Source organism: Pseudomonas sp. FG98, assembly GCF_057808595.1.
On sequence record NZ_JBMDIJ010000008.1, the window covers coordinates 20,769 to 45,705 of the forward strand.

General features: G+C 63.8%; 20 protein-coding genes. 8 read left to right on the forward strand and 12 right to left on the reverse strand.

The features are described 5' to 3' along the window. The first annotated feature begins 366 nt into the window (after positions 1–366). The 5 genes from aceE (at position 367) to ACODSK_RS08265 (ending at position 9,148) form a co-directional block, all read left to right on the forward strand. Entirely contained in the window at positions 367–3,012 is a 2,646-nt protein-coding gene (aceE, locus tag ACODSK_RS08245) for a pyruvate dehydrogenase (acetyl-transferring), homodimeric type (protein WP_489015251.1), read from the forward strand. A gap of 13 nt (positions 3,013–3,025) precedes the next feature. Next, complete coding sequence (gene aceF / locus ACODSK_RS08250; RefSeq protein WP_489015253.1) at positions 3,026–4,675, forward strand: dihydrolipoyllysine-residue acetyltransferase; 1,650 nt, start codon at positions 3,026–3,028, stop codon at positions 4,673–4,675. A gap of 386 nt (positions 4,676–5,061) precedes the next feature. Further along, positions 5,062–7,752, forward strand: coding sequence for a putative bifunctional diguanylate cyclase/phosphodiesterase (locus ACODSK_RS08255; protein WP_489015255.1), 2,691 nt, complete (start codon positions 5,062–5,064; stop codon positions 7,750–7,752). A 91-nt stretch (positions 7,753–7,843) separates the two neighbouring features. Continuing rightward, positions 7,844–8,512: a peptide-methionine (S)-S-oxide reductase MsrA gene (msrA, locus tag ACODSK_RS08260; protein WP_489015257.1), complete on the forward strand. Its 669-nt coding sequence runs from the start codon at positions 7,844–7,846 to the stop codon at positions 8,510–8,512. Positions 8,513–8,521: 9 nt separating this feature from the next. Then, on the forward strand, positions 8,522–9,148 hold the full coding sequence (locus ACODSK_RS08265) for a glutathione S-transferase (protein WP_489015259.1): 627 nt from the start codon (positions 8,522–8,524) through the stop codon (positions 9,146–9,148). 345 nt (positions 9,149–9,493) lie between these two features. Here the strand turns inward: ACODSK_RS08265 and creD are convergent, their stop codons facing one another. The 4 genes from creD to rloA2 form a co-directional block, all read right to left on the reverse strand. Then, on the reverse strand, positions 9,494–10,825 hold the full coding sequence (gene creD / locus ACODSK_RS08270; RefSeq protein WP_489015261.1) for a cell envelope integrity protein CreD: 1,332 nt from the start codon (positions 10,823–10,825) through the stop codon (positions 9,494–9,496). A gap of 99 nt (positions 10,826–10,924) precedes the next feature. Continuing rightward, a complete protein-coding gene (gene creC / locus ACODSK_RS08275) occupies positions 10,925–12,358 on the reverse strand; it encodes a two-component system sensor histidine kinase CreC (protein ID WP_489015263.1) in 1,434 nt (477 codons plus the stop codon). After that, positions 12,358–13,047, reverse strand: a complete 690-nt coding sequence (creB, locus tag ACODSK_RS08280) for a two-component system response regulator CreB (RefSeq protein ID WP_489015265.1) — start codon at positions 13,045–13,047, stop codon at positions 12,358–12,360. The genes creC and creB overlap by 1 nt, the downstream gene beginning before the upstream one ends. Positions 13,048–13,120: 73 nt before the next feature. After that, complete coding sequence (gene rloA2 / locus ACODSK_RS08285) at positions 13,121–13,624, reverse strand: retropepsin-like aspartic peptidase RloA2 (RefSeq protein ID WP_489015267.1); 504 nt, start codon at positions 13,622–13,624, stop codon at positions 13,121–13,123. A gap of 178 nt (positions 13,625–13,802) precedes the next feature. On the opposite strand from rloA2, the gene yihG reads away from it, so the two are divergent. Next, positions 13,803–14,693, forward strand: a complete 891-nt coding sequence (gene yihG / locus ACODSK_RS08290) for a 1-acylglycerol-3-phosphate O-acyltransferase, YihG family (RefSeq protein ID WP_489015269.1) — start codon at positions 13,803–13,805, stop codon at positions 14,691–14,693. On the opposite strand, the gene ACODSK_RS08295 is transcribed toward yihG, so the two are convergent. Next, the gene (locus tag ACODSK_RS08295) at positions 14,682–15,269 is read right to left on the reverse strand and encodes a DUF2780 domain-containing protein (RefSeq protein ID WP_489015271.1); all 588 of its coding nucleotides are present in this window, start codon (positions 15,267–15,269) and stop codon (positions 14,682–14,684) included. The genes yihG and ACODSK_RS08295 overlap by 12 nt on opposite strands. A 218-nt stretch (positions 15,270–15,487) precedes the next feature. Here ACODSK_RS08295 and ACODSK_RS08300 point away from each other — a divergent pair, with 218 nt between their 5' ends. Then, positions 15,488–15,871 (forward strand): hypothetical protein, encoded by a 384-nt coding sequence (locus tag ACODSK_RS08300; protein WP_489015273.1) that lies wholly within the window; start codon positions 15,488–15,490, stop codon positions 15,869–15,871. 41 nt (positions 15,872–15,912) lie between these two features. On the opposite strand, the gene ACODSK_RS08305 is transcribed toward ACODSK_RS08300, so the two are convergent. From ACODSK_RS08305 to ACODSK_RS08335, 7 genes are all read right to left on the reverse strand, one after another. Next, positions 15,913–16,068 carry a hypothetical protein gene (locus ACODSK_RS08305; protein ID WP_489015275.1) on the reverse strand — a complete coding sequence of 52 codons (156 nt, stop codon included), beginning with the start codon at positions 16,066–16,068 and terminating at the stop codon, positions 15,913–15,915. Then, the gene (locus tag ACODSK_RS08310) at positions 16,065–17,177 is read right to left on the reverse strand and encodes a PepSY-associated TM helix domain-containing protein (RefSeq protein ID WP_489015276.1); all 1,113 of its coding nucleotides are present in this window, start codon (positions 17,175–17,177) and stop codon (positions 16,065–16,067) included. The genes ACODSK_RS08305 and ACODSK_RS08310 overlap by 4 nt, the downstream gene beginning before the upstream one ends. A gap of 119 nt (positions 17,178–17,296) precedes the next feature. Further along, the gene (locus tag ACODSK_RS08315; RefSeq protein ID WP_489015278.1) at positions 17,297–19,717 is read right to left on the reverse strand and encodes a TonB-dependent siderophore receptor; all 2,421 of its coding nucleotides are present in this window, start codon (positions 19,715–19,717) and stop codon (positions 17,297–17,299) included. A 219-nt stretch (positions 19,718–19,936) separates the two neighbouring features. Then, on the reverse strand, positions 19,937–20,914 hold the full coding sequence (locus tag ACODSK_RS08320) for a FecR domain-containing protein (RefSeq protein WP_489015280.1): 978 nt from the start codon (positions 20,912–20,914) through the stop codon (positions 19,937–19,939). After that, positions 20,911–21,429, reverse strand: a complete 519-nt coding sequence (locus tag ACODSK_RS08325; RefSeq protein WP_489015282.1) for an RNA polymerase sigma factor — start codon at positions 21,427–21,429, stop codon at positions 20,911–20,913. The genes ACODSK_RS08320 and ACODSK_RS08325 overlap by 4 nt, the downstream gene beginning before the upstream one ends. 118 nt (positions 21,430–21,547) lie before the next feature. After that, the gene (locus tag ACODSK_RS08330; protein WP_489015284.1) at positions 21,548–22,258 is read right to left on the reverse strand and encodes a 3'-5' exonuclease; all 711 of its coding nucleotides are present in this window, start codon (positions 22,256–22,258) and stop codon (positions 21,548–21,550) included. Between the two features lie 10 nt (positions 22,259–22,268). Beyond that, entirely contained in the window at positions 22,269–24,206 is a 1,938-nt protein-coding gene (locus tag ACODSK_RS08335) for a DUF294 nucleotidyltransferase-like domain-containing protein (protein WP_489015286.1), read from the reverse strand. A 210-nt stretch (positions 24,207–24,416) separates the two neighbouring features. Here ACODSK_RS08335 and ACODSK_RS08340 point away from each other — a divergent pair, with 210 nt between their 5' ends. Beyond that, positions 24,417–24,860 carry a response regulator gene (locus ACODSK_RS08340; protein ID WP_489015288.1) on the forward strand — a complete coding sequence of 148 codons (444 nt, stop codon included), beginning with the start codon at positions 24,417–24,419 and terminating at the stop codon, positions 24,858–24,860. Positions 24,861–24,937: the final 77 nt, after the last annotated feature.

Genomic DNA, 24,937 nt, shown 5'->3' on the forward strand with positions numbered 1-24,937 from the left:
GGGAAAAAGCAGGCGTTGGCTACAGCGCGAAGGCGCGGCCCGGGTTGGACTGTCGTACAAAGGTTGAAAATAGCGGCGATCGAATCTTTCTTGGCAGAAAACATCACGGCATGCCTTTTCTCAACTGGTTTTTAATCACCGGTATCGTTTTTTCCCACAAGCCAGAAGCAAGGCTTCGATGGGTTTGATGTAGTTTTACTACTGCTTTTTTCAGTCGAAGGCGTGTAAAGGCGGATCGATTTGTAGTAAAACTACACGCCGCCGAGACCACCCTCGGTAATCCAAGAATTCATGTCGTCTGCCCAAAAGGCCAGTCGCAAACTTCAGGCAACCGATTCTGGAAGCCTTTCCGCCCTGGAGCAAGCCATGCAAGACCTCGATCCCGTCGAAACCCAGGAATGGCTGGACGCCCTGGAGTCGGTCCTCGACAAAGAAGGCGAAGACCGCGCTCACTACCTGATGACCCGTATGGGCGAGCTGGCCACCCGTAGTGGCTCGCAGCTGCCATACGCAATCACCACGCCATACCGCAACACCATTCCGGTAACCCACGAAGCACGCATGCCTGGCGACCTGTTCATGGAACGCCGCATTCGCTCGCTGGTTCGCTGGAACGCCCTGGCGATGGTGATGCGCACCAACCTGAAAGACTCGGACCTGGGCGGCCACATCTCCTCGTTCGCTTCCAGCGCCACCCTGTATGACATCGGCTTCAACTACTTCTTCCAGGCTCCGACCGAAGAACACGGCGGCGACCTGATCTTCTTCCAGGGCCACGCTTCTCCAGGCGTCTACGCCCGCGCCTTCATGGAAGGCCGCATCAGCGAAGAGCAGATGAACAACTTCCGTCAGGAAGTCGATGGCAAGGGCCTGTCGTCCTACCCGCACCCATGGCTGATGCCTGACTTCTGGCAGTTCCCGACCGTTTCCATGGGTCTGGGTCCGATCCAGGCGATCTACCAGGCGCGCTTCATGAAGTACCTGGAAGCCCGCGGCTACATCCCGGCCGGCAAGCAGAAAGTCTGGTGCTACATGGGCGACGGCGAGTGCGACGAGCCGGAATCCCTGGGCGCGATCGCCCTGGCCGGCCGCGAGAAGCTGGACAACCTGATCTTCGTCATCAACTGCAACCTGCAGCGCCTCGACGGCCCGGTTCGCGGCAACGGCAAGATCATCCAGGAACTCGAAGGCGTGTTCCGTGGCGGTGGCTGGAACGTCAACAAGGTGGTCTGGGGTCGCTTCTGGGATCCACTGCTGGCCAAGGACACCGACGGTATCCTGCAGCGCCGCATGGACGAAGTCATCGACGGCGAGTACCAGAACTACAAGGCCAAGGACGGCGCGTTCGTCCGTGAGCACTTCTTCAATACTCCAGAACTCAAGGCCATGGTCGCCGACCTGTCCGACGACGAGATCTGGAAGCTCAACCGTGGTGGTCACGACCCGTACAAGGTCTATGCGGCCTACCACCAGGCGGTCAACCACAAGGACCAGCCTACCGTCATCCTGGCCAAGACCATCAAGGGTTACGGTACCGGTGCCGGCGAAGCCAAGAACACCGCGCACAACACCAAGAAGGTCGACGTCGACAGCCTGCGTCACTTCCGCGACCGCTTCGACATCCCGGTCAAGGACGAAGACCTGGAAAGCCTGCCGTTCTTCAAGCCTGAAGAAGGCAGCGCCGAAGCCCGCTACCTGGCCGAGCGCCGCGCCGCACTGGGCGGTTTCGTGCCACAGCGTCGCGCCAAGTCGTTCAGCATCCCGACTCCGCCACTGGAAACCCTGAAGGCGATCCTGGACGGTTCGGGCGACCGCGAAATCTCCACCACCATGGCCTTCGTGCGGATCCTCGCGCAACTGGTCAAGGACAAGGAAATCGGCCAGCGCATCGTTCCGATCATCCCGGACGAAGCCCGTACCTTCGGTATGGAAGGCATGTTCCGCCAGCTGGGCATCTACTCGTCCGTCGGCCAGCTCTACGAGCCAGTCGATAAAGACCAGGTGATGTTCTACCGCGAAGACAAGAAGGGCCAGATCCTCGAAGAAGGCATCAACGAAGCGGGCGCCATGTCCTCCTTCATCGCTGCCGGTACTTCGTACAGCTGCCACAACCAGCCGATGCTGCCGTTCTACATCTTCTACTCGATGTTCGGCTTCCAGCGTATCGGCGACCTGGCCTGGGCTGCCGGCGACAGCCGTACCCGCGGCTTCCTGATCGGCGGTACCGCCGGCCGTACCACCCTGAACGGTGAAGGCCTGCAGCACGAAGACGGTCACAGCCACATGATGGCCGGTACCATCCCGAACTGCCGCACCTACGATCCGACCTACGGCTACGAGCTGGCGGTGATCATCCAGGACGGCATGAAGAAGATGACCGAAGAGCAACAGGACGTCTTCTACTACATCACCGTGATGAACGAGTCGTACCAGCAGCCAGCCATGCCGGCCGGTGTCGAGGACGGCATCATCAAGGGCATGTACCTGCTGGAAGAAGACACCCGCGACGCCGCGCACCACGTTCAGCTGATGGGCTCCGGCACCATCCTGCGTGAAGTCCGCGAAGCCGCGAAGATCCTGCGTGAAGAGTTCAACATCGGTGCCGACGTCTGGTCCGTCACCAGCTTCAACGAACTGCGTCGTGACGGCCTGGCCGTCGAGCGCGCCAACCGCCTGAAGCCTGGCCAGAAGCCACAGCAGACTTATGTCGAGCAGTGCCTGAGCGGCCGCAAAGGTCCGGTCATCGCCTCTACCGACTACATGAAGCTGTTCGCCGAGCAGATCCGTCAGTGGGTTCCGAGCAAAGAATTCAAGGTCCTGGGTACCGATGGCTACGGTCGCAGCGACAGCCGCAAGAAGCTGCGTCACTTCTTCGAAGTCGACCGTCACTTCGTTGTGCTGGCTGCCCTGGAAGCCCTGGCTGACCGTGGCGAGATCGAACCTAAAGTGGTGGCCGACGCCATCGCCAAGTTCGGCATCGACCCGGACAAGCGCAACCCACTGGACTGCTGAGGAGTATTTTTAAGTGAGCGAACTCATTCGCGTACCTGACATCGGCAGCGGTGAAGGTGAAATCATCGAGCTGTTCGTCAAGGTCGGTGACCGTATCGAAGCAGACCAGAGCCTGCTGACCCTGGAGTCCGACAAGGCCTCCATGGAGATCCCCGCGCCGAAGGCCGGTGTGATCAAGGCACTCAAGGTCAAGCTGGGCGACCGCCTGAAAGAAGGCGACGAGCTGCTGGAGCTGGAAGTCGAGGGCGCCGCTGCCGCGGCCCCCGAGGCACCTGCCGCCGCTCCGGCCGCTGCTGCACCTGCTCCGGCCGCCGCCCCGGCTGCCGAAGCTGCACCAGCCCCTGCTGCTGCCCCGGCCGCTGCCGCTGTCCAGGACATCCATGTCCCGGATATCGGTTCGTCCGGCAAGGCCAAGATCATCGAAGTACTGGTCAAGGTCGGCGACACCGTCGAAGTCGACCAGTCGCTGATCACCCTGGAGTCCGACAAGGCCTCCATGGAGATCCCGGCCCCGGTGGCTGGCGTGGTCGAAGCCGTGATCGCGAAACTGGACGACGAAGTCGGCACCGGTGACCTGATCCTCAAACTGAAAGTCGCCGGCGCTGCACCGGCTGCTGCTCCGGCGCCTGCCGCCGCTGCACCGGCCCCGGCTGCCGCTCCTGCTGCTGCCCCGGCTCCAGCTGCTGCACCTGCCGCCGCGCCAGCCGCCGCTGCTCCGGCTGCCGCGCCTGCGCCAAGCGGTGCGAAAGTTCACGCCGGCCCGGCCGTGCGTCAACTGGCCCGCGAGTTCGGCGTCGAGCTGAGCGCCGTGGCGCCGACCGGCCCGCACGGTCGCGTACTGAAGGAAGACGTGCAGGTCTACGTCAAGGCCATGATGCAGAAGGCCAAGGAAGCACCGGCCGCTGCTGCTGGCGCCACCGGTGGCGCGGGCATCCCGCCGATCCCGGCCGTCGACTTCAGCAAGTTCGGTGAAGTGGAAGAAGTGGCCCTGACCCGCCTGATGCAGGTCGGTGCTGCCAACCTGCACCGCAGCTGGCTGAACGTGCCGCACGTGACCCAGTTCGACTCGGCCGACATCACCGAGCTGGAAGCCTTCCGCGTTGCGCAGAAAGCCGTCGCCGAGAAAGCCGGCGTCAAGCTGACCGTGCTGCCGCTGCTGCTGAAAGCCTGTGCCCACCTGCTGAAAGAGCTGCCGGACTTCAACAGTTCGCTGGCACCAAGCGGCAAGGCGATCATCCGCAAGAAATACGTGCACGTCGGCTTCGCCGTGGACACCCCGGATGGTCTGCTGGTCCCGGTGATCAAGAACGTCGACCAGAAGAGCCTGCTGCAACTGGCTGCCGAAGCGGCTGCCCTGGCCGAAAAAGCCCGGACCAAGAAGCTCTCGGCGGACGAGATGCAAGGCGCCTGCTTCACCATCTCCAGCCTCGGTCACATTGGCGGCACCGGCTTCACGCCGATCGTCAACGCGCCGGAAGTGGCGATCCTCGGTGTCTCCAAGGCCACCATCCAGCCGGTATGGGACGGCAAGGCCTTCCAGCCGAAGCTGATGCTGCCGCTGTCGCTGTCCTACGATCACCGCGTGATCAACGGTGCTGCCGCCGCCCGTTTCACCAAGCGTCTGGGCGACGTGCTGGGCGACATCCGCACCCTGCTGCTGTAACTGCTGTCCGGCCTGTGTCCCTCTGCCGGGGGACACAGGCCTGCAACCCTTTCGAGCTGCCACGCTCGTACCTCAACCCCGTCGTTTGGCGGGGCTTTTTTTTGCCTTTTTCAAGGTGGCACCGTCCCTTGTGGGAGCTGGCTTGTCGGGACGCCGAACCGCAGCGATTGCAATGGTGAATTCACCACAGTCATCGCTGGCAAGCCAGCTCCCACAGGGTCAGCAGTGCCGCTCCAGAATTGAAGAAATGCATCGCCAGGCCGATATAGATCAAACAGCCACCAACCTTGGTGCTTGTCAGCCCCCGGCGCATGATGCAACCTTGCCCGACGTGCATAGCAAAGTGCCAACGCCTGTGCCATCAGTCTTATTCGAGCGAGCTTTCCATGAAGAGCCAAACCGATGCTGCCAGCCGTCCGGCGGCCGAGGTAGTGACGCAGTTACCGGTGCCCTCGCGGCTCGGCATGCTGCGCTTCGAGCGGCTGAACGAAGCGAGCTGGGCAATGCTCTACCTCGATCCGGGCTGCGAACGTCAATTCGGCTTGCCGGCGGTGGAGCTGTGCGCGCTGGTCGGCTCGCCCTACGCCAGCCTGATGGAGCCCGAGGCCCGCTACAAGCTGCATGACAGCATCCAGGCGCAACTGGTCAACGGCAGCCATTACCTGAGTCGCTACACCCTGCACACCAGCCACGGGCCGATGTACATGCTCGAACTGGGCGAGGCCTACAAGCAGCACAACCGCCAGTTGCTGCGCGGCTACCTGCTGGTGCTCGACGAGCAGGAGGGCATCAGCCCCGAACTCAGCGCCGACGACCTGGAAACCCGCAACAACCGCCTGCAGATCGCCCTCAAACTCAACCAGCAGGCGCAGCAGGAACAGCTCGAACACCTGGAGCGGGTGCGCGCCCAGCAGGAACTGATCCTGCACCTGGCGCGGCACCGCTACAGCGCCGGCAATTCCCTGCAGGAAGCCGCCGAGCTGATCACCCGCAGCGCCTGCGATATCTACAAGATCGAATGCGCCAGCCTCTGGTACCTCGAAGGCCAGCGCCTGGAGCCGATCTCCGCGTTCTACCGCGAGACCCGCGAGTACCGCACGCCCAAGCCGATCGATGCCGGGCTTTTTCCGGATTACCTGGAAGCCCTGCACACCAGCCGGGCCATCGATGCGCACAACGCCAGCCACGACCCGCGCACCCGGGATATCACCGAGAGCCTGCGCCCGCGCGATGTGATCGCCATGCTCGATGCCAGCATCCGCATCGACGGCCAGGTGGTCGGCGTGCTGTGCCTGGAGCACGGTGGCAGCCCGCGGGCCTGGCAGAGCGACGAGATCGCCTTCGCCGGCGAGCTGGCCGACCAGTTCGCCCAGGTCATCAACAACCACAACCGCCGTGCCGCGACGAGTGCCCTGCACCTGTTCCAGCGTGCGGTGGAGCAGAGCGCCAACGCCTTCCTGCTGGTCAACCGCGATGGCGTGGTGGAGTACGTCAACCCGAGCTTCACCGAGATCACCCAGTACAGCTCGGAAGAAGTCCAGGGACATCGCCTGTCCGAGCTGTCGGCCCTGGAGAACCTCAGCGAGCTGCTCTCCGACGAGTCCAGCCTGGCCGTGGGCAACAGCTGGCAGGGCGAGTTCAAGAGCCGGCGCAAGAACCTCGAACCCTACTGGGGCCAACTGTCGATTTCCAAGGTGTATGGCGACAACCGTGAGCTGACCCACTACATCGGCATCTACGAAGACATCACCCAGAGCAAGCTGGCCCAGCAGCGCATCGAGCGCCTGGCCTACACCGACAACCTGACCGGCCTGGGCAACCGCCCGGCGTTCATCCGCAACCTCGACGATCGCTTTGCCCGCGACAGCGATACGCCGATCTGCCTGTTGCTGGTGGATATCGACAACTTCAAGCGGATCAACGACAGCCTCGGCCACCAGACCGGCGACAAGCTGCTGGTCAGCCTGGCCCGGCGCCTGCGCAACAGCCTCAGCCCGGGCGGCAGCCTGGCGCGCTTCGCCAGTAACGAATTCGCTGTGCTGCTGGACAACACCGACCTGGAAAGCGGTCAGCAGACTGCCCAGCAACTGCTCAACACCCTCGACAAGCCGATGTTCGTCGACAACCAGTTGATCAACGTCACCGGCTCGGTCGGTCTGGCCTGCGCGCCGCTGCATGGCAGCGACCCGCAGACCCTGATGAAGAACGCCGGCCTGGCCCTGCACAAGGCCAAGGCCAACGGCAAGCACCAGGTCCAGGTGTTCACCGAGGCGCTGAACGCCGAGGCCAGCTACAAGCTGTTCGTCGAGAACAACCTGCGCCGCGCCCTGGCGCAGAACGAGCTGCAGGTGTTCTACCAGCCCAAGCTTTGCCTGCGTACCGGGCGCCTGCTCGGCCTGGAGGCGCTGCTGCGCTGGAACCATCCGGAAAAGGGCATGATCCGCCCGGACCAGTTCATCAGCGTCGCCGAGGAAACCGGCCTGATCATCCCCATCGGCAAATGGGTGGCACGCCAGGCCTGCCGCATGAGCCAGGAGCTGGCGGCCGAGGGCATGGGCAACCTGCAGGTGGCGATCAACCTGTCACCCAAGCAGTTCTCCGACCCCGACCTGGTCGCTTCCATCGCCAACATCCTTCAGGAAGAGGCGCTGCCGCCGCACCTGCTGGAGCTGGAACTGACCGAAGGCCTGCTGCTGGAAGCCACCGAAGACACCCGCCGCCAACTCGACCAGCTCAAGCAGCTCGGCCTGACCCTGGCCATGGACGACTTCGGCACCGGTTATTCCTCGCTCAGCTACCTGAAGAAATTCCCGATCGACATCATCAAGATCGACCGCAGCTTCATCAACGACATCCCCGACAGCCAGGACGACATGGAAATCACCTCGGCGGTGGTGGCCATGGCCCACAACCTCAAGCTCAAGGTGGTCGCCGAAGGCATCGAGACGGCGGAGCAGCTGGCGTTCCTGCGTCGGCATCGCTGCGACGTTGGCCAGGGTTACCTGTTCGACAAGCCGATCCCGGGGGATGAACTGGTCGACAAGCTCAAGCGTTATCCACGCGGACCAACGGCCTGACAGCCACGCAACACTCGGGCACACTACCGGTCTATCCCCCTGAAGGCATCGCTGCGGCGGTGCCTGCCTACCTGACAAGAGGAATGGGTTCATGGTCTTGCGTTCGGAAATCCTCGTGAATAAAAGCGTCCTGCCTACCGCGGAACAGGCCCTGCCTGGCCGCGAAACCCCGATGGCCCTGCCGGAAAAACACTTCGTCTTCACTGAAACGCCGCTGCTTGGCCCGTTCTTCGAAAGCGCGGTGGATTTCGCCATCTTCGGCCTGGGCTGCTTCTGGGGTGCGGAACGGCGCTTCTGGCAGCGCGAAGGCGTGATCAGCACCGTGGTCGGCTACGCCGGTGGCTTCACCCCGAACCCGACCTACGAAGAAGTCTGCTCCGGCCTGACCGGCCACACCGAGGTGGTGCTGGTGGTGTTCGACAAGGACAAGCTCAGCTACCGCGAACTGCTGTCGATGTTCTGGGAACTGCACAACCCGACCCAGGGCATGCGCCAGGGCAATGACATCGGCACCCAGTACCGCTCGGTGATCTACTGCACCTCGCCGCAGCAACTGCAGGAAGCCGAGGAAAGCCGCGAGCAGTACCAGGCCGAGCTGGACAAGGCCGGTTTCGGCGAGATCACCACCGAGATCGCCCAGGCGCCGACCGTGTATTTCGCCGAGGCCTACCACCAGCAATACCTGGCGAAGAACCCGGATGGCTATTGCGGCATCGGCGGTACCGGTGTCTGCCTGCCACCCAGCCTGCAAGGCAACTGAGGAGCTGCAATGTCCACACCGAGCATGACGCTGTTTCACTCACCCTTGTCGCCGTTCGTGCGCAAGGTCCTGGTGGTACTGCACGAGACCGGGCAGATCGACCGGGTTGCCCTGCAGTCGGTCAATGTCAGCCCGGTCAGCCCGGATGCCGACCTCAACCAGGGCAACCCGGCGGGCAAGCTCCCGGCGCTGCGCCTGGACGATGGCAGCGTATTGCACGACAGCCGGGTGATCGTCGATTTTCTCGATCACCAGCATGTCGGCATTCCCCTGATTCCCCGCGAAGGTTCGGCGCGCTGGCGGCGCCTGACCCTGGCGTCGCTGGCCGACGCGATCATGGATGCGGCGGTGCTGACCCGTTACGAAACCTTCCTGCGTCCGGAAGACAAGCGTTGGCCGCAGTGGGTCGAGGCCCAATCGGAAAAGATCCGCCGCGGCCTGGCGGATCTTGAGGACAACCACTTCGCCGAAATCGCCTCGGGCTTTGATGTCGCCGCGATCGGCGTGGCCTGTGCCCTGGGCTATATCGACCTGCGCATGCCGGACTTCGGCTGGCGTGAACGGCAGCCGAAGCTGGCAGGGTGGTATGCCGAGGTGAGTCAGCGCGAGTCGATGAAGGCGACCGTTCCGGCCTGATCCTCAATGTCGGTGGCGACCTCGATCCCTGTGGGAGCCGGCGTTGCCGGCGATGGCGGCAGCAGGTTCAACACTGTTGCCTGCCAGGGCCTCATCGCTGGCAATCGGATCGCCGCCCGGCCAGCTCCCACAATGACCGCGTCGAGCACAGATACTGTGAATGGCCCGGTACCCTGTGGGAGCCGGCATTGCCGGCGATGAGGCCAGCAGTCACAACATCAATCTGCTTGTCTGCCACCATAGAATCTCCCACAAGGTTATGTGCCAGCAGCACCTGTGCGTTCCACAAGACCCTGATCCCCTGAACCAGGGCCTCCCCAAACTCCCGCTCCTCCCGCAACCCGCTCATGTCCGCACCTGCCCGGCCCGATACCAGTCCAGCCGCCGCGTCAGCACCATGAACACCCCCAGCAGGGCAAACAGCAGCAAGGCCCCCATCAGCAGCGCATAGTCCTCGGCGCTCAACAGCCCGTACAGCAGCGCATAGAGCAGCGCCAGTCCGGTAGCGAAGCCGAGCCCGCGTCCCATGCTGTGCAGCACATGGCACAGGTAGAAGCCGATCAGCAGTACGCAGCCACCGGCCGACAGCAGGTACGCCAGGCCAAAGCCGAGGTGCTCCGACAACGACAGCAACAGCAGGTAGAACAGCGCCAGGGCAGCCCCCACCAGGGCGTACTGGATCGGGTGCACGCTGAGGTTGCGCAGCACCTCGAAGAGGAAGAAGCCGGCAAAGGTCAGGGCGATGAACAGCAGCGCGTATTTGATCGCCCGTTCGCTCTTCAGGTACTGGTCCACCGGGTCGACGAAGCTGACCCCGAAGGCGCGTCCCTGGAAGCCGGCGCAGTTCTGGATGTTGATGCAGCGGGTCAGGGCCTCTTCGAGGTTGGTGGAGAAGAACGAGGTCTGCCATTGCGCCTTGAAGCCCGTGGCGTCGATCTCGCGGCTGTTGGGCAGGTAGTTGCCGACGAAGCTGGGGTGCGGCCAGTTGGCGGCGAGGGTCACGTGGCTGCTGCGTCCCACCGGCAGCACATGCAGTTGCCCGGTGCCTTGCAGGTTGAGGTCGAAGGCATAGGCCATGTTCATCTCGGCCTTGCTGTCGAGGTTGTCGACCACGGCATGCACGCCACCGCCCAGCCAGTCGAGCTTGCTGCCGGCCGCGAAATCCAGGGTGCGGTCATCGAGCTTCAGTTGCAGGCCGTTCTGGATGCCGCGGATATCACTGATGCCAACGGCGATGAACGGGGTTTCGAAGCGGTAGTCGTCCAGATCGCTGGTGATGCCCCAGTTGGCCGGGATCTTGAACCGCCCGCTGATCCGACTCTGGGCATGGAACAACCGCGCTTCGTAGATGCCCCGGGAGCGCAGCTCGGTGCTGGCAGTGCCATCGAGGACGAAGCTGTCTGGGAGAAACGCCAGGTAGCTCTTGCGGATCTGGGTTTCCTGGTAGCTCTTGCCGTCCTGCACCTTCCACACCCGCTCGTACTTGCTGTACGGCACCACCAGCAGCGGCCCGCTGATCTGCTGGGCGTGGCTGGAGCTCTGGGCGATATCCTCGACCACGCTGTCGCGCAGGGATTGGCGTTCGTCGATCAGGCCGCTGATCATCAGCAGGGGAATCAGCAGCACCATCACCAGCAAGGCGATGGTGCCGAGTTTCAGGCTCAGTGATTTGTTCATGCAAAGGGCTCCGCTTGAGAAGGAGCCCAGTCTGCTGGCGCTGTGTGGAGGCTTTCGGGAGCTTGTGTGGAGCTTGTGTGGGATTTTGCCGCGAGGAGGTCAGCCCAGGCGGCTGGCTGGCAGCCACAGGCGCACGCGCACGCCGTCCTCGACGTTGGCGATTTCCAGCGAGCCACCATGCAACTGCAGCACTTCCTCGACGAAGTTCAGGCCCAGGCCGGTACTTTTACGCCCGGTGCCGGGGCGCGGCAGGGAATAGAAGCGCTCGCTGAGGCGGCCCAGGGCGTAGTCCGGAATCGCCTCGCCCTGGTTGTACAGGCTAAGGGCCACGCGCTGCGCGTCGTGCTCCAGCTCGAACACCAGCAGACCGCCGGGCGGGGTGAAGTCGAGGGCGTTTTCCAGCAGGTTACCGATGGCCTGGCGCATCAGGAACGGCTCGCAGTACAGGCGCGCGGTCGTGGGAATACGCTGGCGCACCTGCAGCCCGGCGCTTTCGATACGCGGGCTGCGGGCCATCAGCAGCTCGTCGACCAGCGGTGCCACGGCCACTTGCTGCTGGTCCTCCAGACCCTGGCGCTGTTCGACCTGGGCCAGGCCGAGCAGGCGTTCGATCAACTGCTCCATACGCGCGCTTTCGCTTTCGATATTGCTGGCGAAGCGCTGGCGCTGCTCTTCCGACATCGGCCCCTGCAACAGCTCGCTGGCGCCACGTATGGCCGCCAGCGGGCTTTTCAGTTCGTGGGTCAGGGTGTGCACGTAGCGCTCGACGTAGTCCTTGCCTTCCAGTTGGGTGCGCATGCGTTCCACCGCGCCGGCCAGCATTGCCAGTTCGCCGCCGCGGTAGTGGGGCAGGGCGACCCGCTCGCCCTCGCTGACCGCCTGGGCATAGCGGGTCAGGCGGCGCAGCGAGCGCGCCAGCCACCAGGACAGCGCCGCCCCCACCAGCAGGCCGAGGACGATCAGGCTGGCGCCGAGGGTGACCAGGCGTTGCTCCGAGCGATCGATATAGGGCTTGAGCGACAGGTTGGGCTTGGCCACGGTGACCACGCCGATCAAGGTCTCGCCGTCGCGGATCGGCGCCGCCACATGCATCACCGAGGAGTCCGGATCGTTCGGGTTGCTGCGGGTCGAGCGGGCGCCGTACTCGCCGCGCAGGGTCAGGTAGACGTCGTTCCAGCGCGAGTAGTCCTGGCCCACCGCCTCGCCACTGGAATCGAGCAGGACGATGCCCTTGGCGTCGGTGACATAGATGCGGTGATTGACCTCGGTCTTGGCCAGGCCCCAGATCTGCGCATTGGGCCGGCGCTGGCCGTAGGCCTTGAGCAGTTGCGGCAGGTCGCTCTGGCCGAGGGTGCCGGCCTTGACCTGTTCACGCAGGATCTCCGCCAGCAGGTTGGCGGTGTCCACCAGGGTTTCCTCGGTGGACTGGCGCACCGCCGGGCGCACCTGCTCGCGCACCGTGTTGAGGACGAAATACGCGGTCAGCCCGACGAACAGGAAGTACACCAGGAAGATGCGGATGCCCAGGCGCATCAGCTGTGCGCCGGGTTGTAGCTGTAGCCGAGGCCGCGGTGGGTCTGGATCGGCTCGGCGTCGGCGGCGACCGTGCGCAGCTTGGCGCGCAGGCTCTTGATATGGCTGTCGATGGTGCGTTCGTAGCCGACGTCGGCAGCCACGCCCAGGGCATCCAGCAGTTGCTCGCGGCTGAAGACCCGCTCCGGTTGCTCCAGCAGGCATTGCAGCAGGCGGAATTCGTGGCGGGTCAGGCTGAGCAGCTGCTCGCGGTAATGGATCTGCATGCGCAGGGTGTCGAGGCGGAAGGGCGTGTCGGCCCGGACCTGGACCGGGGCTGCCGCTGGCGGCGCCATGCGCTTGAGGATGGCGCGCACCCTGGCGCTGACTTCCCGCGGGCTGAACGGTTTGACCACATAATCGTCGGCACCGATCTCCAGGCCCACCACCCGGTCGATCTCGCCGTTGCGGGCGCTGAGGAACATCACCGGCACCTCGCTGAAGCGCCGCAGTTGCCGGCAGGTCTCGAAGCCGCTGATGTCCGGCAGGCCGATATCGAGGATCACCAGGTCCGCCGGCTGCTGGCGCTGGCGTTCCAGGGCGAGCTGGCCGAGGCTGACCCACTCGGTGGTGTGGCCGTCGCCCTGGAGGGCGAAGACCAGGGTGTCGGCGATGGCCGCTTCGTCTTCAACGATGAGGATGTGGGGCATAGGGCAGTGACACGCAGCAAGTGACAAGCGGCAAGTGTAAAGCCAACTGATGGCACTTGCCGCTTGTCGCGTATTACTTGCCGCAGTCGGGCTTGCCGGCGGTGAAGCGGCGTGCCGGGTTGACCGCGGCGTTGAACTCGCGCAGGGCCTTGGCGCCGATCAGCAGCGGGTAGTTGAAGCTGCTGCGGTCGGTGAGGTTGACCTCGACGGTGCGCTTGACGTCGCCCAGGCACAGTTCCAGGTCGATCACCGGGCGGTGGGCCAGTTCGGCACCTTCCTCGTCTTCTTCGTCGGCGCGGTTTTTGATCTTGCTGATGCGCGCCAGCTTGTGTTCGTAGACCTTGTTGTCGGCATCCTTGGTGGCCAGGCGGAAGCGCACCCAGTCCTCGCCGTCACGGGTGAACTGCTCGATGTTCTTCGCCGACAGCGAAGCGGTGAGGGCGCCGGTGTCCATCTTGGCCTTGAAGGTCTGGCCGATATCGGCCACGCCGATGTACTCGTAGCGGCCATAGAGATCGGGTTCGGCGGCCATCACGGGCAGGGACAGCAGGCCGAGCAGGGCAAGTAGTGGTTTCAATGGAAAACTTCCTGTGAGCGGGACAGTGCTTAGACTGCCGTCGGGCTTCGGGTTCAGCAACAAACTGTAGAGAACACAATGTGAAACATTTGTCTGTGACCGTATGCCGGTGACGTTTGGTGTTCCTCACCCGGCTGCTTAAAATGGCCGACTGTTTTCCCACAATAAGAGTGGACTTATGCGTCGCCTGCTCACCGGCAGTTTCGTCACCCTGTTGCTGTTGCTCAACACCCTGGTCCTGATCGGGCCGCTGATGGTCTTTGCCTTGCTCAAGCTGGTTTTGCCTGGTCGCTACCGTGATTACGCGTCGTGGATGGTGATGTGGTTCGCCGAGACCTGGGCCGAGATCGACAAGCTGATCTTCTCCCTGTGCATCCCCACGGTGTGGGACGTGCGTGGCAATGCCAGCCTGCGTGCCGACACCTCCTACCTGTGCGTCAGCAACCACCAGACCTGGGTGGATATTCCGGCGCTGATCCAGGTGCTCAACCGCAAGATCCCGTTCTTCAAGTTCTTCCTGAAAAAGGAGCTGATCTGGGTGCCGTTGTTGGGCCTGGCCTGGTGGGCGCTGGATTACCCGTTCATGAAGCGCTACAGCAAGGCCTTCCTCGACAAGAATCCGCACCTCAAGGGCCAGGACCTGGAGATCACCAAGGCCGCCTGCGAGCTGTTCAAGCGCCAGTCGGTGACGGTGGTCAACTATCTGGAAGGCACCCGCTTCAGCGAGGCCAAGCGCGTCGCCCAGCAGTCGCCGTACCAGCACCTGCTCAAGCCCAAGGCGGGCGGCGTGGCCTTCGTCCTGGCGGCGCTGGGCGAGCAACTGGATGCGTTGCTGGACGTGACCATCGTCTATCCGGGCAACAAGGCGCCGGGCTTCTGGGACCTGGTCAGCGGCTCGATTCCGCGGGTGATCGTCGATATCGAAGTGCGCGAGCTGGACCCGGCGCTGTGGGCCGGCGACTACGAAACCGACCCGGCGGTGCGCCAGGCCGTGCAGGCCTGGGTCAACCAGCTGTGGCACGACAAGGACGCGCGTATCGAGCGCCTGCGCGGCGAATTAAACCGATGAGTGCGGCGTCGGGGCCAGCGGTGCCGTAGTGCCGCTGCCCCAGATGCCGGACAGGTTCTGCAGCAACGACCCGGCCACGCCCTGTTGGCCGAGGTATTCGAGGATCAGCGGAGCGAAGCGGCCGATCATACCGCTGTCCATGCCCAGGGCGCTGAAGGCGTTGCTCAGGTCGCCGGCGTTCTTCACATTGCCGCCCAGGGCATTGCTCAGGGCCGAGCCTTCGCCGTCCTTGCCGAGCAATTCGCCAAGCCCCGCCAGCCCGCCCAGGGCGTTCTCCCCGGAAAGCATGTCCAGGCCCGGCACGGCCTTGCTCAGTTGTTCATAGTCGCTGCCGCTCAGCTGGTTGCGCGCCAGGCCCAGCAGGGCGCCGGTGCCGCCGATGGCTTGTTCGGGAGTGACTTTCAACTCGCTGCCCAGGGTGTTGAGCAGATTGGCCGAGGCCTCCGGCACCTGGACCGGGGCCTTGTTCTGCTGGCCTTGCATGGTCGAGAGGGCATTGGCCGCGTCATTGAGGTTGAAGGCGTAGGCCGAAGTGGCTGCCAGGGCCACCAGGGTGACCAGCGCGAAACGTTTCATGGGGAGGGACCTCGTCAGCCGTAAAAGGCAGGGAAAACGAGGTGTTGGAGTGGCCCGGGAAGGTTTTGTTCCTTGCGTTCGGACATATAGCGAAGGCGTCACGGGCCGCGGGCAGGTATCGCGAATCGATCTTGAGACCTGACATTTTTGTCAGTAGCAAGGGGCTAGTCAGGCTCGGCAAGCTAAAGGCTCCATTATCGAGTAACGGAGTACTTGTCATGCGTATGTCGAGTTTTGCCATAGCCTTTGTCCTGGTCTCGATCACTGGTGTTGCGGGTGCGGCGACCTGCCCCGAACCGGGTGCGATCAAACAGAGCCTCCCTGTCGTAAAGGCGGGCGAAAGTCCTGAGCCGGGGGTGGTTTATTCCGTTGACCAGACCCAGTGGAAAGGTGAGAACCCGATGGGGGACTTGAGCGATGACTTGAAGAGCTACAAGTTCGATAGCGCGAAGGTCTCGGACAAATCCGTCGTCTGCCGTTACATCGGTGGTGACAGCGGCTTCGTCAGCATCTCCCTGCAGGGTGCGAAAGCGCCGGATGGCAGCGGCTGGAAGGACAGCACCTGTTCCGGCACCAACGTCTCCAGTTGCGCCTTCAAATAACGCTCGACTCTCGTGGTTCCGGTCCATGAGCCGGAACCACATCACCGCACCAGGCCGCGAAACCCATACCACGCCGGCAACCCCAACCCGATCCAGGCCAGGGCATCCCACCAGCCATCGCCGAGCAGCGCGGCGAACAACCCCGCCGCCCCGAGCACACCGATCAGCAGCGGCATGCCGAAGATCTTCCAGTTCATCGACCGGCCTCCTTCGCTGTGCGCCGACGCACCCACCAGAGATATAGGCCGCTGCCCAGCACGATGATGGTCAGCACATCCAGCGCCGCCCAGAGGATCTGCATCGGCCGGCCGCCGTAGTCGCCGAAGTGCAGCGGCGCCGACAGGCCCATGGCGTCCATGTACCACGGCCGCTCGCCGACGGCGGTGACCTGCAGGTTGCTGGCATCGATCAGTACCGGCGTCAGCAGGTGCGAGGTCAAGTGCGTGCTGCCCTTCATGAACACCGCGTAGTGATGCTCGCTGGAGAAGCGCGTGCCGGGGAAGGCGATGAAGTCCGGCTGCATGCCCGGTGCGGCCTCGGCAGCGATATCCAGCAGCCGGCTGGCCGGGGCCAGTTCGGTCAATGGCGGTGCATCGTGGTACGGCGCGACCATCGCCGTCAGGCTTTCATTGCGCCAGGCGGCGATCACCAGGTCGGACAGCGCGCTGATCACCCCGGTGACCCCGACCACCAGGGCCCAGGTCAGGGTGACGATGCCGATCAGGTTGTGCAGGTCGAGCCAGCGCAGGCGCCGCGACTTGTCATGGCGCACCGTGGCGAAGTCCAGACGGCGCATGAACGGGGCATACAGCACCACCCCGGAAATGATCGCGACGATGAACAACACCCCCATGAACGCCAGCAGCAGTTTGCCCGGCAGCCCGGCGAACATGTCCACGTGCAGGCGCAGCATGACCATCATGAAGCCGCCGTTGGCCGACGGCATCTCCACCGCCTCGCCGGTCCGGGCGTCGAGCATGAAGGTGTGCGACGAGTTCGGCTCGGTGCCAGCGGTGGCGGCCATGATCGCCACCACGCCGTTGCTGTCGTCCTCGTCCCAACCGAAGTACTGCATCACTTCGCCGGGACGATGAGCCTGGGCCTTCAGTACCAGCTGCTGGAGGTCCAGCTTCGGCGTGTCGGCGGGCATGACCTTCAGCTCGGGAGCATCGCCGAGCAGGTGGTCGATCTCGTGGTGGAAGATCAGGGGCAGCCCCGTTACTGCCAGGAGCAGCAGGAACAGGGTGCAGATCAGGCTGGTCCAGGTGTGGATCGAGGACCAGCGGCGGATGGTCTTGGCTTGCATGGTTTGGCTAACCGTCAGGTGATAGGCCGGACAGGTCTGATGCCTGTTTTACGGCCTGCTCGCTCTCTGTTGTGGGAGCGAGCTTGCTCGCGAAGGGCCGCAAGGCCCAATGGGCTTGCTTAGAACTCCAGCTGAGCCGAGAACTGGACGGTACGCGGATCACCCAGGTAGAAGCTGTTCAGCCAGTACTCCTTGTTGCCCAGGTTGGCGACGTTGAGACGGAAAGTCACGTCGTTATCGGCTACATGGGTCTTGTAGCGTGCACCGGCATCGAAAGTGGTGAACGACGGCAGGCTTTCGTGGTTGGCCTCGTCGGCGTACTGCTTGCCGGTGTAATAGGCACCGCCGGTCAAGGCCAGGCCAGGTACGGCATCCAGGTCGTATTCGGCGTACACCTTGGCCAACTGCTTGGCGACGTTGGTCGGGGCATTGCCTTCGTTGGCGGTAACGGCGGTTTTCTTCACCTTCGGATCCAGCAGGGTAATGCCGCCGACAACGGTCAGTTCAGGCACGACCTTGCCGGTTACGCTGAACTCCATGCCGTTGTTTTCCTGGCGGCCATCCTGGGTGTAGTAGCCCAGGCTGTTCTTGTAGTTGTTCGGCTTGTCGATATTGAAGAAGGCCAGGGTGAACAGGGTCTCGCCAACAGTTGCCTTGGCGCCGATCTCGTATTGTTCGCTGACCTGCGGCGGCAGAATCTGGCCGGCGTTGACGCCATCGTTCGGTACGGTCCCACCGGATTGCAGACCTTCGATGTAGGTGGCGTAGGTGGTCAGCCAAGGTACCGGCTTGTAGATGAGCGAGATGTTCGGCGACGTCTTGGTCTTGTTGTACCTGGTCTCGGTTTCCGGTGTGCCGAAGGCCTTGGCATAGACGAACTCGTTGGCGTAGCTCTTGATCTGGGTGTGGGTTACGCCAAGGATGGTCGACCATTGCTCGTTGAAGGTGATGATGTCGCCGAGCAGGAAGTTGTTGGTTTCCGAGCTGTTGGCCAGACGCTGGTCACCATGGCCGATGGAATAGGACGGCTTGTCGACCTGCGGGCGCTGGTCCAGCGGAATCTCGCCGACAGGCGAGGTGTACTGCGGGCCTGGATAGGGAATGTGGTCTTCGTACTGTTTCACCCGGCTGGTGTTGCCCTGGTAACCGACGGTGAGCTTGTGGCCCAGCGGCCCGGTTGCGAATGCCGCGTCCAGGAACAGCGAGCCGGATTTTTCCTCTGTTTCGATCGGTGCGAAGGCATACAGCGGCTGGCTGTACCTACCGGTTGTGGAAATGGTCGGCCCGGTGTAGGTGAACTCGTCGGTGTACTGCTGGGCAGCGAAGGCCGCGCGCAGGGTGAAGGTGTCGTTCAGGCGCCAGTTGGCACGCACGCCAGCCTTGTCGGTTTCGTTATCGGAGAAGGACCATTTCTGGCTGTACAGCTTGTCGTTCTTCAGTGACGAGGCATCAGGCCGCTCGGCGCCCGGATAGACGTACCAGTAGCTGCTCAGGCCGCGCACTTCGTTCTTGCGATGGGAAGCGTCGAACTGGATCTGCAGGTCGTCGTTGACGTTCCAGTCCAGCGCCGCGCTGATCATCTCGCGGCGGTGCTTTTGCAGGTCGATTGCGGTTTCGCCGTCCTGGGTCAGTACGTTCAGGCGATAGGCGAAGACGCCGGCGTCATCGATCTTGCCGCCGAAGTCGCCATGCATGTAGTAGTTCTCGCCACCGGCATTACCCAGGGTGACGCTGTTGTAGCGTTCGTAGGTCGGGCGCTTGAGCACGTAGTTCACCAGGCCGCCGGGAGTGGCCGGGCCATAGAGGAAACCGGTCAGGCCGGTGATGATTTCCAGTTGTTCGGTGTCTTCGATGAAGTTGCCGGCATCGGCACCGTTGGTGAAGCGCAGGCCGTCATTGGCGATGTTCATGTTGCCCGAACCGCTGAAGCCGCGGATGGCCACGGCACTGGCGTAACCCGCTGCACGCGGTCCGTACAGTTGGGTTGCCGGGTTGCGCTTGAACACGTCGTCGAGGCTGGTGGTCTGGGTGTTTTTCAAAAACTCCTGGGACACCACGCTCATGGAGTAAGGCGTGTCCTGAAGCTTCATGCCGCCGAGGGCGCCGACGTTCTTCACGTTCTCTGCGCGATAGCCTGCGGCAGCGCTGCCATCGGCGCTGGTGACATTGGCGTTGATGTTGGTGCTGGGCAGGGCGAGAACCCCTTCTTCAACCGCGACCAGGCTGTAAGTCCCCGCACTGCTTTGTTGCAGTTGCAGACCCGTGCCGCGCAGCGCCTGTTCCAGGGCGACTACGCCGCTGTACTCTCCCTTCACCGGAGCCGAAGTCTTGCCACTGGCCAATGCCGGGTCCAGAGCCAGGGCGATGCCGGCCTGGCTGGCGATCTGGTTCAGGGTGCTGGCCAGGGGGGCGGCGGGCAGGTTGTAGCTGCGCTGGGTCTGTTCGGCGGCGATCAGCGGGGTGGCGGCCAGGGGCGCAGCGATGGCGATGGCCACGGCCAGCAGGCTGGGGCGCAGGAGGCTTTCGATTGAGCGGGTCATGCGGGTCCTCGACGGGAATTTTGTGCTAACTAGCCTCCATGCCGAGCGAGAAACAGAAAGTGATAGGGCTTAGTGAAAATATTTTTGATTTAGATTTCCATGGTGCTTTTGAAGGCCTCATCGCTGGCAAGCCAGCTCCCACAAGGTTCTCTGCCAGCCACAATATTTGTGCTCGGCGTGGACCTGTGGGAGCTGGCTTGCCAGCGATGAGGTCACCACCTACTTTTCGGCGCGAGCCACCACGGTCACCCACCACGGCGTACGCTGCTGCACCTGCACCGGCAGGGTCGGCAGCAGCGCCTGCAGCGCCAGGTCGGTGTCATGCAGCGGGAAGCTGCCGGTGATCCGCAGGTCGGCGACTTCAGGGGCGACGCCGAGATAACCGCTGCGATAGCGCCCCAGTTCCTCCACCAGGTCCGCCAGGCGCACGTTGTCCACCACCAGCATGCCGCGGGTCCAGGCATCGGCACCGACGCCGAGCTTGTCGACCCGGCCCAGGCGGTCGTGGCTGATCAGCACCTGCTGGCCTTCCTGGACCACCTGCTCGGCGCCACTGTCCTGCGGCTTGGCCGCTACCGCCGACTGCAATACGCCGAGGCGCGTGCCGCCGTCTTCCAGGCGGACCAGGAAGCGGGTGCCCAGCGCGCGCATGCGCCCATCATCGGTCACCACCACGAACGGCCGCTGGTCGTTGTCCTTGTGCCCGGTCTCGATGGAGATCTCGCCGTCATGCAGGACGATCAGGCGCTCCTTGGCGCTGAAGCGGATATCCACTGCGGAATGGGTGTTGAGGCTGATCAGGGTGCCGTCGTCCAGGCGCAGGCTGCGGGTTTCGCCGGTGCCGGTGCGCTGGTCGGCGAGCCAGTAGCCCAGTGGCTGATGCACATTGATCCAGCTGAGCAGGCCGCCCAGCAGCACCAGGCTGGCCAGCCCGCCGCCGAGCTTGCGCACGCGTTGGCGCAGGCCGACGCGGGATTGCTGCAAGGCCTTGCGCGCCGGGCCGGCGGCTGCGGCGAAACGCTGGTCGAGCATGCCCAGTTGCAGCCAGGCGCGGGCGTGTTCTTCGCTGGCGGCGTGCCAGCGTTCGAAGTCGGCGCGCTCTTGGGCGCTGCCGCTGCCGGTGTCGAAGCACAGTTGCCAGTTGATCGCGGCATCGAGGACCCGGGCCGAGACCGGCGCGCTGTTCATCCCGTTCATGTCGGCTCGCCGTACAGGGCGATGTAGCACTGGCGCATGCCCTGGGCCAGGTATTGGCGTACCCGGGGCACCGAGACACCGAGCTTCTCGGCGATCTCGCCGTGGCTCATGCCGTCCAGGCGGTTGTACAGGAAAGCCGCACGGGCCTTGCTCGACAGCTTGCCGAGCAGGCGGTCGATGGCCTTGAGGTCTTCGAGGATCAGGTGCAGGGCTTCCGGCGAGGGGTGCTCGGCTTCCGGAACGAGCAGCAGTTCTTCCAGGTAGGCCTGTTCCAGGGCGGTACGGCGGAAGTGGTCGAACAGCAGGCCCTTGGCCACGGCCATGAGGAACGCCCGCGGCTGGCGCGGCGCCGGCAGCTCGTCGCGGCCAAGCAGGCGGACGAAGGTGTCCTGGCTCAGGTCTTCGGCGCGCTCGGCACTGGCGAGGTTGCGGCGCAGCCAGGCAAGCAGCCAGCTACGGTGGTCGCGGTACAGTGCGCCAACCAGCTCGCTATGAGGGCTAGGTACGGACGACAAGGTGTTCCCCGGAAACGGAAGGTGTTAACTAACGAGAATTATTCGCGATTGTGTCAGAGCATGTGGCACTGTGCAATTAACGCTCATCGGATTGCTCGTCGGTTTTCCGGGAAAGGTATTACAGGCCGTGATGCTGCTGACGCTTGCGTCGCCATCCTGCCAGGCGTTGCTCCAGTTGGCGCGGGCTATCGAGCAACTGGCGGCGAGCCTGGCTGAACAGGATCAGCGCCAGTTCGGCGGTGACCTGGGCATCGGCGCTGGCGTTGTGGCGTTCCTCGACGTGCAGGCCGAAATGGGCGACCCAGTCGTCCAGGCCGGCATCGCGCAGCACCACGTCGGGGTTGAGCAGCGGTGCCAGTTCGGCGACGTCCATGAACGGGTGCTGCAGCTTGTAGCCGAGGCTGTCTTTCAGCGCGCGGCCGAGCATGCGCTGGTCGAAGCCGGCGTGGAACGCCAGCAGCGGGCTGTCGCCGATGAAGTCCATCAGGTCCAGCAGCGCCTCCACCGGATCGCAGCCGGCGGCGATGGCGCTCGGCGCCAGGCCGTGGATCAGTACGCTGGGCGCCAGCTTGTGGTCGTGGCGGTGCAGGGTGCGTTCGAACTGCTGGCTGAAGTCGATGGCGCCATCCTCGATCACCACTGCGCCGATCGACAGCACCTGGTCGCGGTTGACGTTGAGGCCGCTGGTTTCCAGGTCCAGCACGACCCAGCGCTGCTGGCGCAGGCTCAGGTCGCCGAGCAACGGGGCGCCGGGCAGTTGCGCCAGGCGCTCGCGCTGCGGGTCTTCCAGGGTGGGTTGGCTGGGACGCAGCCAGGCAAACAGACTCATGACGGATGGCTCATAACTGATAACGCAAGGCCAGGCTGCTTTGCAGGCGCTGGGCCTGGCGCAGGGATTCGCGCAGGATGCGCCGGTCCAGGTCGTTGAGGTCGTCCGGGTCGACGCGGTTGGAGTAGGGCAGGTTGTGCCGGCTCTGGATCTGATGCTGCTGCATGCGGGTCTGCTGGATGAAGTGGTAGGCCTCCTCGAAAGCGCCGCCGTCCAGCGGGTTGATGACTTCCTTTTCCACCAGCTGGCGCAGGCGTTCCAGGGTGTTGTTGGCGCTGACCCCATTGGCCAGGGCCAGCAACCGCGCACCGTCGACGAAGGGGGTCAGGCCCTGGACCTTGAGGTCGAGGGTCGCCGCCTTGTCGTTGCCGCTGCGGGTCAGGACGAACTCGCGGAAACGCCCCACCGGCGGTTTCTGGCGCAGCGCGTTCTCGGCCATCATGCGTTGGAACAGGCGGTTGTCGGCGACCTGTTCGAGGATGCCCTGGCGCAGTTGCTCGCAGCCACGGTCATCGCCCCAGACCACCCGCAGGTCGAAATAGATGCTTGAGGCCAGCAGGTTTTCCGGGGTCGCCTCGCGGATGAAGGCGGAGAAGCGCCGCGCCCATTCGCTGCGCGACAGGCACAGCTCGGGATTGCTGGCCATGATGTTGCCCTTGCACAGGCTGAAGCCGCACTGCGCCAGGCCCTGGTTGATGTGCTGGGCCAGGGGCAGCAGGCGACCGCGGATCTCGGCGGCTTCCACCGCGTCCTTGGCTTCGAAGAGGATGCCGTTGTCCTGGTCGGTGTGCAGGGTCTGCTCGCGGCGGCCTTCGCTGCCGAAGCACAGCCAGGTGAAGGGCACGCCGGGGTCGCCCTTTTCCGCCAGTGCCAGCTCGATTACCCGGCATACGGTGTGGTCGTTGAGCAGGGTGATGATGTGGGTGATCTGGGTCGACGAGGCGCCATGGGCGAGCATGCGCTCCACCAGCTGGCCGATCTCGCCGCGCAGCGCCACCAGATTTTCCAGGCGCGCGGCGCTGCGGATGGTGCGGGCCAGGTGGACCAGGTCGACCCGTTGCAGGGAAAACAGGTCGCGCTCGGAGACCACGCCACACAGGCGCCGGTCTTCCACCAGGCAGACGTGGGCGATATGCCGCTCGGTCATGGCGATGGCGGCGTCGAAGGCGCTGGCCTGGGGCGTGAGGTAGAAGGGCGAGGCGGTCATGTGGCCGGAGACGGCGGCGTCGAAATCGGTATCGGCCCGGGCCACGACCTGGCGCAGGTCGCGCAGGGTGAAGATGCCCACCGGGAAGCGCTGTTCATCGACGATGACGATGCTGCCGACCTGGGTCTCGTCCATCATCCGCACCGCTTCACGCAGGCTGGTCTGCGGTGTGCAGACCACAGGGTGACGCATCGCCAGCTCGCCGAGGCGGGTGTTCAGCGAATACTGGTTGCCGAGGGTTTCCACGGCACGGCGCTGGACCTGTTGGTTGACCTGGTCGAGCAGGCTGCTGACCCCGCGCAGGGAAAAATCCCGAAACACATCGGACAGGGCAAACAGGCGGATGAAGGCGGCCTTGTTCAGTTGCAGGCAGAAGGTGTCCTCGCCGGCAATATGTTCGGTGCGGGTGGCCCGCTCGCCCAGCAAGGCCGCCAGGGGGAAGCATTCGCCGCGGGTGATTTCGAAGGTGGTTTCGGTGTCGCCCTTGACCACATGGGTGCGTTCGCCGACTACGCGGCCCTGCTTGACGATGAAGAAGTGCTCGACGGGCCCGTCGGCGGGTTTGATGATGCTGTCGCCGGCGGCATAGAAGCGCAGTTGGCACTGTTCCACCAGGTACGCCAGGTGGGCGTTCTCCATCTGGTTGAACGGCGGGAAACGTTGCAGGAACTGCATGGTCCCTTGGATGTTCTGCATTACCGCGGTTTTACCGGCCTGGTCGAACGCGTCCATTTTGCTCATCAGCGGCACCGTCTTGGGGTCTCGTGCAGCGAAACCGATTGTTGTTATTGCCCCCATGGTCGGTCGCGGGCACCCCGGTGCCCATTGGACGTAAGTCTATAAAGAGGCAGGCTGCCAGCCGCCCGACGAAATGCAGGTTGCAAGCGCTTTGATTGCAGTCTGAAATTGATTTAGCGAGCCCTTTGCGTGCTCCGGAACGATGAGATGCCCATGCCTGACCACGACGATTTATTGAGCGATGCCGAGCGCGAGGCTCTTGCGGAACTGACCGCGCCGCCGCCTCGGCCGCTGAAAGTGCTGATCGTCGACGATGACGAGGACGCCAGTGAACTGCTTGCCCAATACCTCGATGCCGAGGGAATCGAGTGCGTGGCCCTGACCAATGCCCGTGAAGCCTTGCAGACCATCCTGCAGGACCGGCGTATCGGGTTGTTGATCACCGATCTGCGCATGGGGCCGTTCGATGGCCTGGAGCTGATTGGCAAGGTGCGCGGATCGGAGCGGGCGGAGTTGCCGATCATCATCATTTCCGGCGATGCCGAAGTGCAGGATGCGATCACGGCGATGCATTTGAGCGTGGTGGATTTCCTGCTCAAGCCGATCGATGTGGGGAAATTGATGGAGTTGGTGCGGCGGGAACTGGGGATCAGCTGAGGGGGTTGTTGCTGCTGAGGGCCTCATCGCCGGCAACGCCGGCTCCCACAGGTTCAGCGGTGCACGCGATCCTTGTG

Excerpts from the sequence above, each read along its gene's own strand:
- aceE (WP_489015251.1), top strand. The coding sequence starts at position 367 with ATGCAAGACCTCGATCCCGTCGAAACCCAGGAATGGCTGGACGCCCTG.
- ACODSK_RS08255 (WP_489015255.1), top strand. The coding sequence starts at position 5,062 with ATGAAGAGCCAAACCGATGCTGCCAGCCGTCCGGCGGCCGAGGTAGTG.
- msrA (WP_489015257.1), top strand. The coding sequence starts at position 7,844 with ATGGTCTTGCGTTCGGAAATCCTCGTGAATAAAAGCGTCCTGCCTACC.
- ACODSK_RS08265 (WP_489015259.1), top strand. The coding sequence starts at position 8,522 with ATGTCCACACCGAGCATGACGCTGTTTCACTCACCCTTGTCGCCGTTC.
- creD (WP_489015261.1), bottom strand. The coding sequence starts at position 10,825 with ATGAACAAATCACTGAGCCTGAAACTCGGCACCATCGCCTTGCTGGTG.
- creC (WP_489015263.1), bottom strand. The coding sequence starts at position 12,358 with ATGCGCCTGGGCATCCGCATCTTCCTGGTGTACTTCCTGTTCGTCGGG.
- creB (WP_489015265.1), bottom strand. The coding sequence starts at position 13,047 with ATGCCCCACATCCTCATCGTTGAAGACGAAGCGGCCATCGCCGACACC.
- yihG (WP_489015269.1), top strand. The coding sequence starts at position 13,803 with ATGCGTCGCCTGCTCACCGGCAGTTTCGTCACCCTGTTGCTGTTGCTC.
- ACODSK_RS08295 (WP_489015271.1), bottom strand. The coding sequence starts at position 15,269 with ATGAAACGTTTCGCGCTGGTCACCCTGGTGGCCCTGGCAGCCACTTCG.
- ACODSK_RS08300 (WP_489015273.1), top strand. The coding sequence starts at position 15,488 with ATGCGTATGTCGAGTTTTGCCATAGCCTTTGTCCTGGTCTCGATCACT.
- ACODSK_RS08305 (WP_489015275.1), bottom strand. The coding sequence starts at position 16,068 with ATGAACTGGAAGATCTTCGGCATGCCGCTGCTGATCGGTGTGCTCGGG.
- ACODSK_RS08310 (WP_489015276.1), bottom strand. The coding sequence starts at position 17,177 with ATGCAAGCCAAGACCATCCGCCGCTGGTCCTCGATCCACACCTGGACC.
- ACODSK_RS08315 (WP_489015278.1), bottom strand. The coding sequence starts at position 19,717 with ATGACCCGCTCAATCGAAAGCCTCCTGCGCCCCAGCCTGCTGGCCGTG.
- ACODSK_RS08320 (WP_489015280.1), bottom strand. The coding sequence starts at position 20,914 with ATGAACGGGATGAACAGCGCGCCGGTCTCGGCCCGGGTCCTCGATGCC.
- ACODSK_RS08330 (WP_489015284.1), bottom strand. The coding sequence starts at position 22,258 with ATGAGTCTGTTTGCCTGGCTGCGTCCCAGCCAACCCACCCTGGAAGAC.
- ACODSK_RS08335 (WP_489015286.1), bottom strand. The coding sequence starts at position 24,206 with ATGAGCAAAATGGACGCGTTCGACCAGGCCGGTAAAACCGCGGTAATG.
- ACODSK_RS08340 (WP_489015288.1), top strand. The coding sequence starts at position 24,417 with ATGCCTGACCACGACGATTTATTGAGCGATGCCGAGCGCGAGGCTCTT.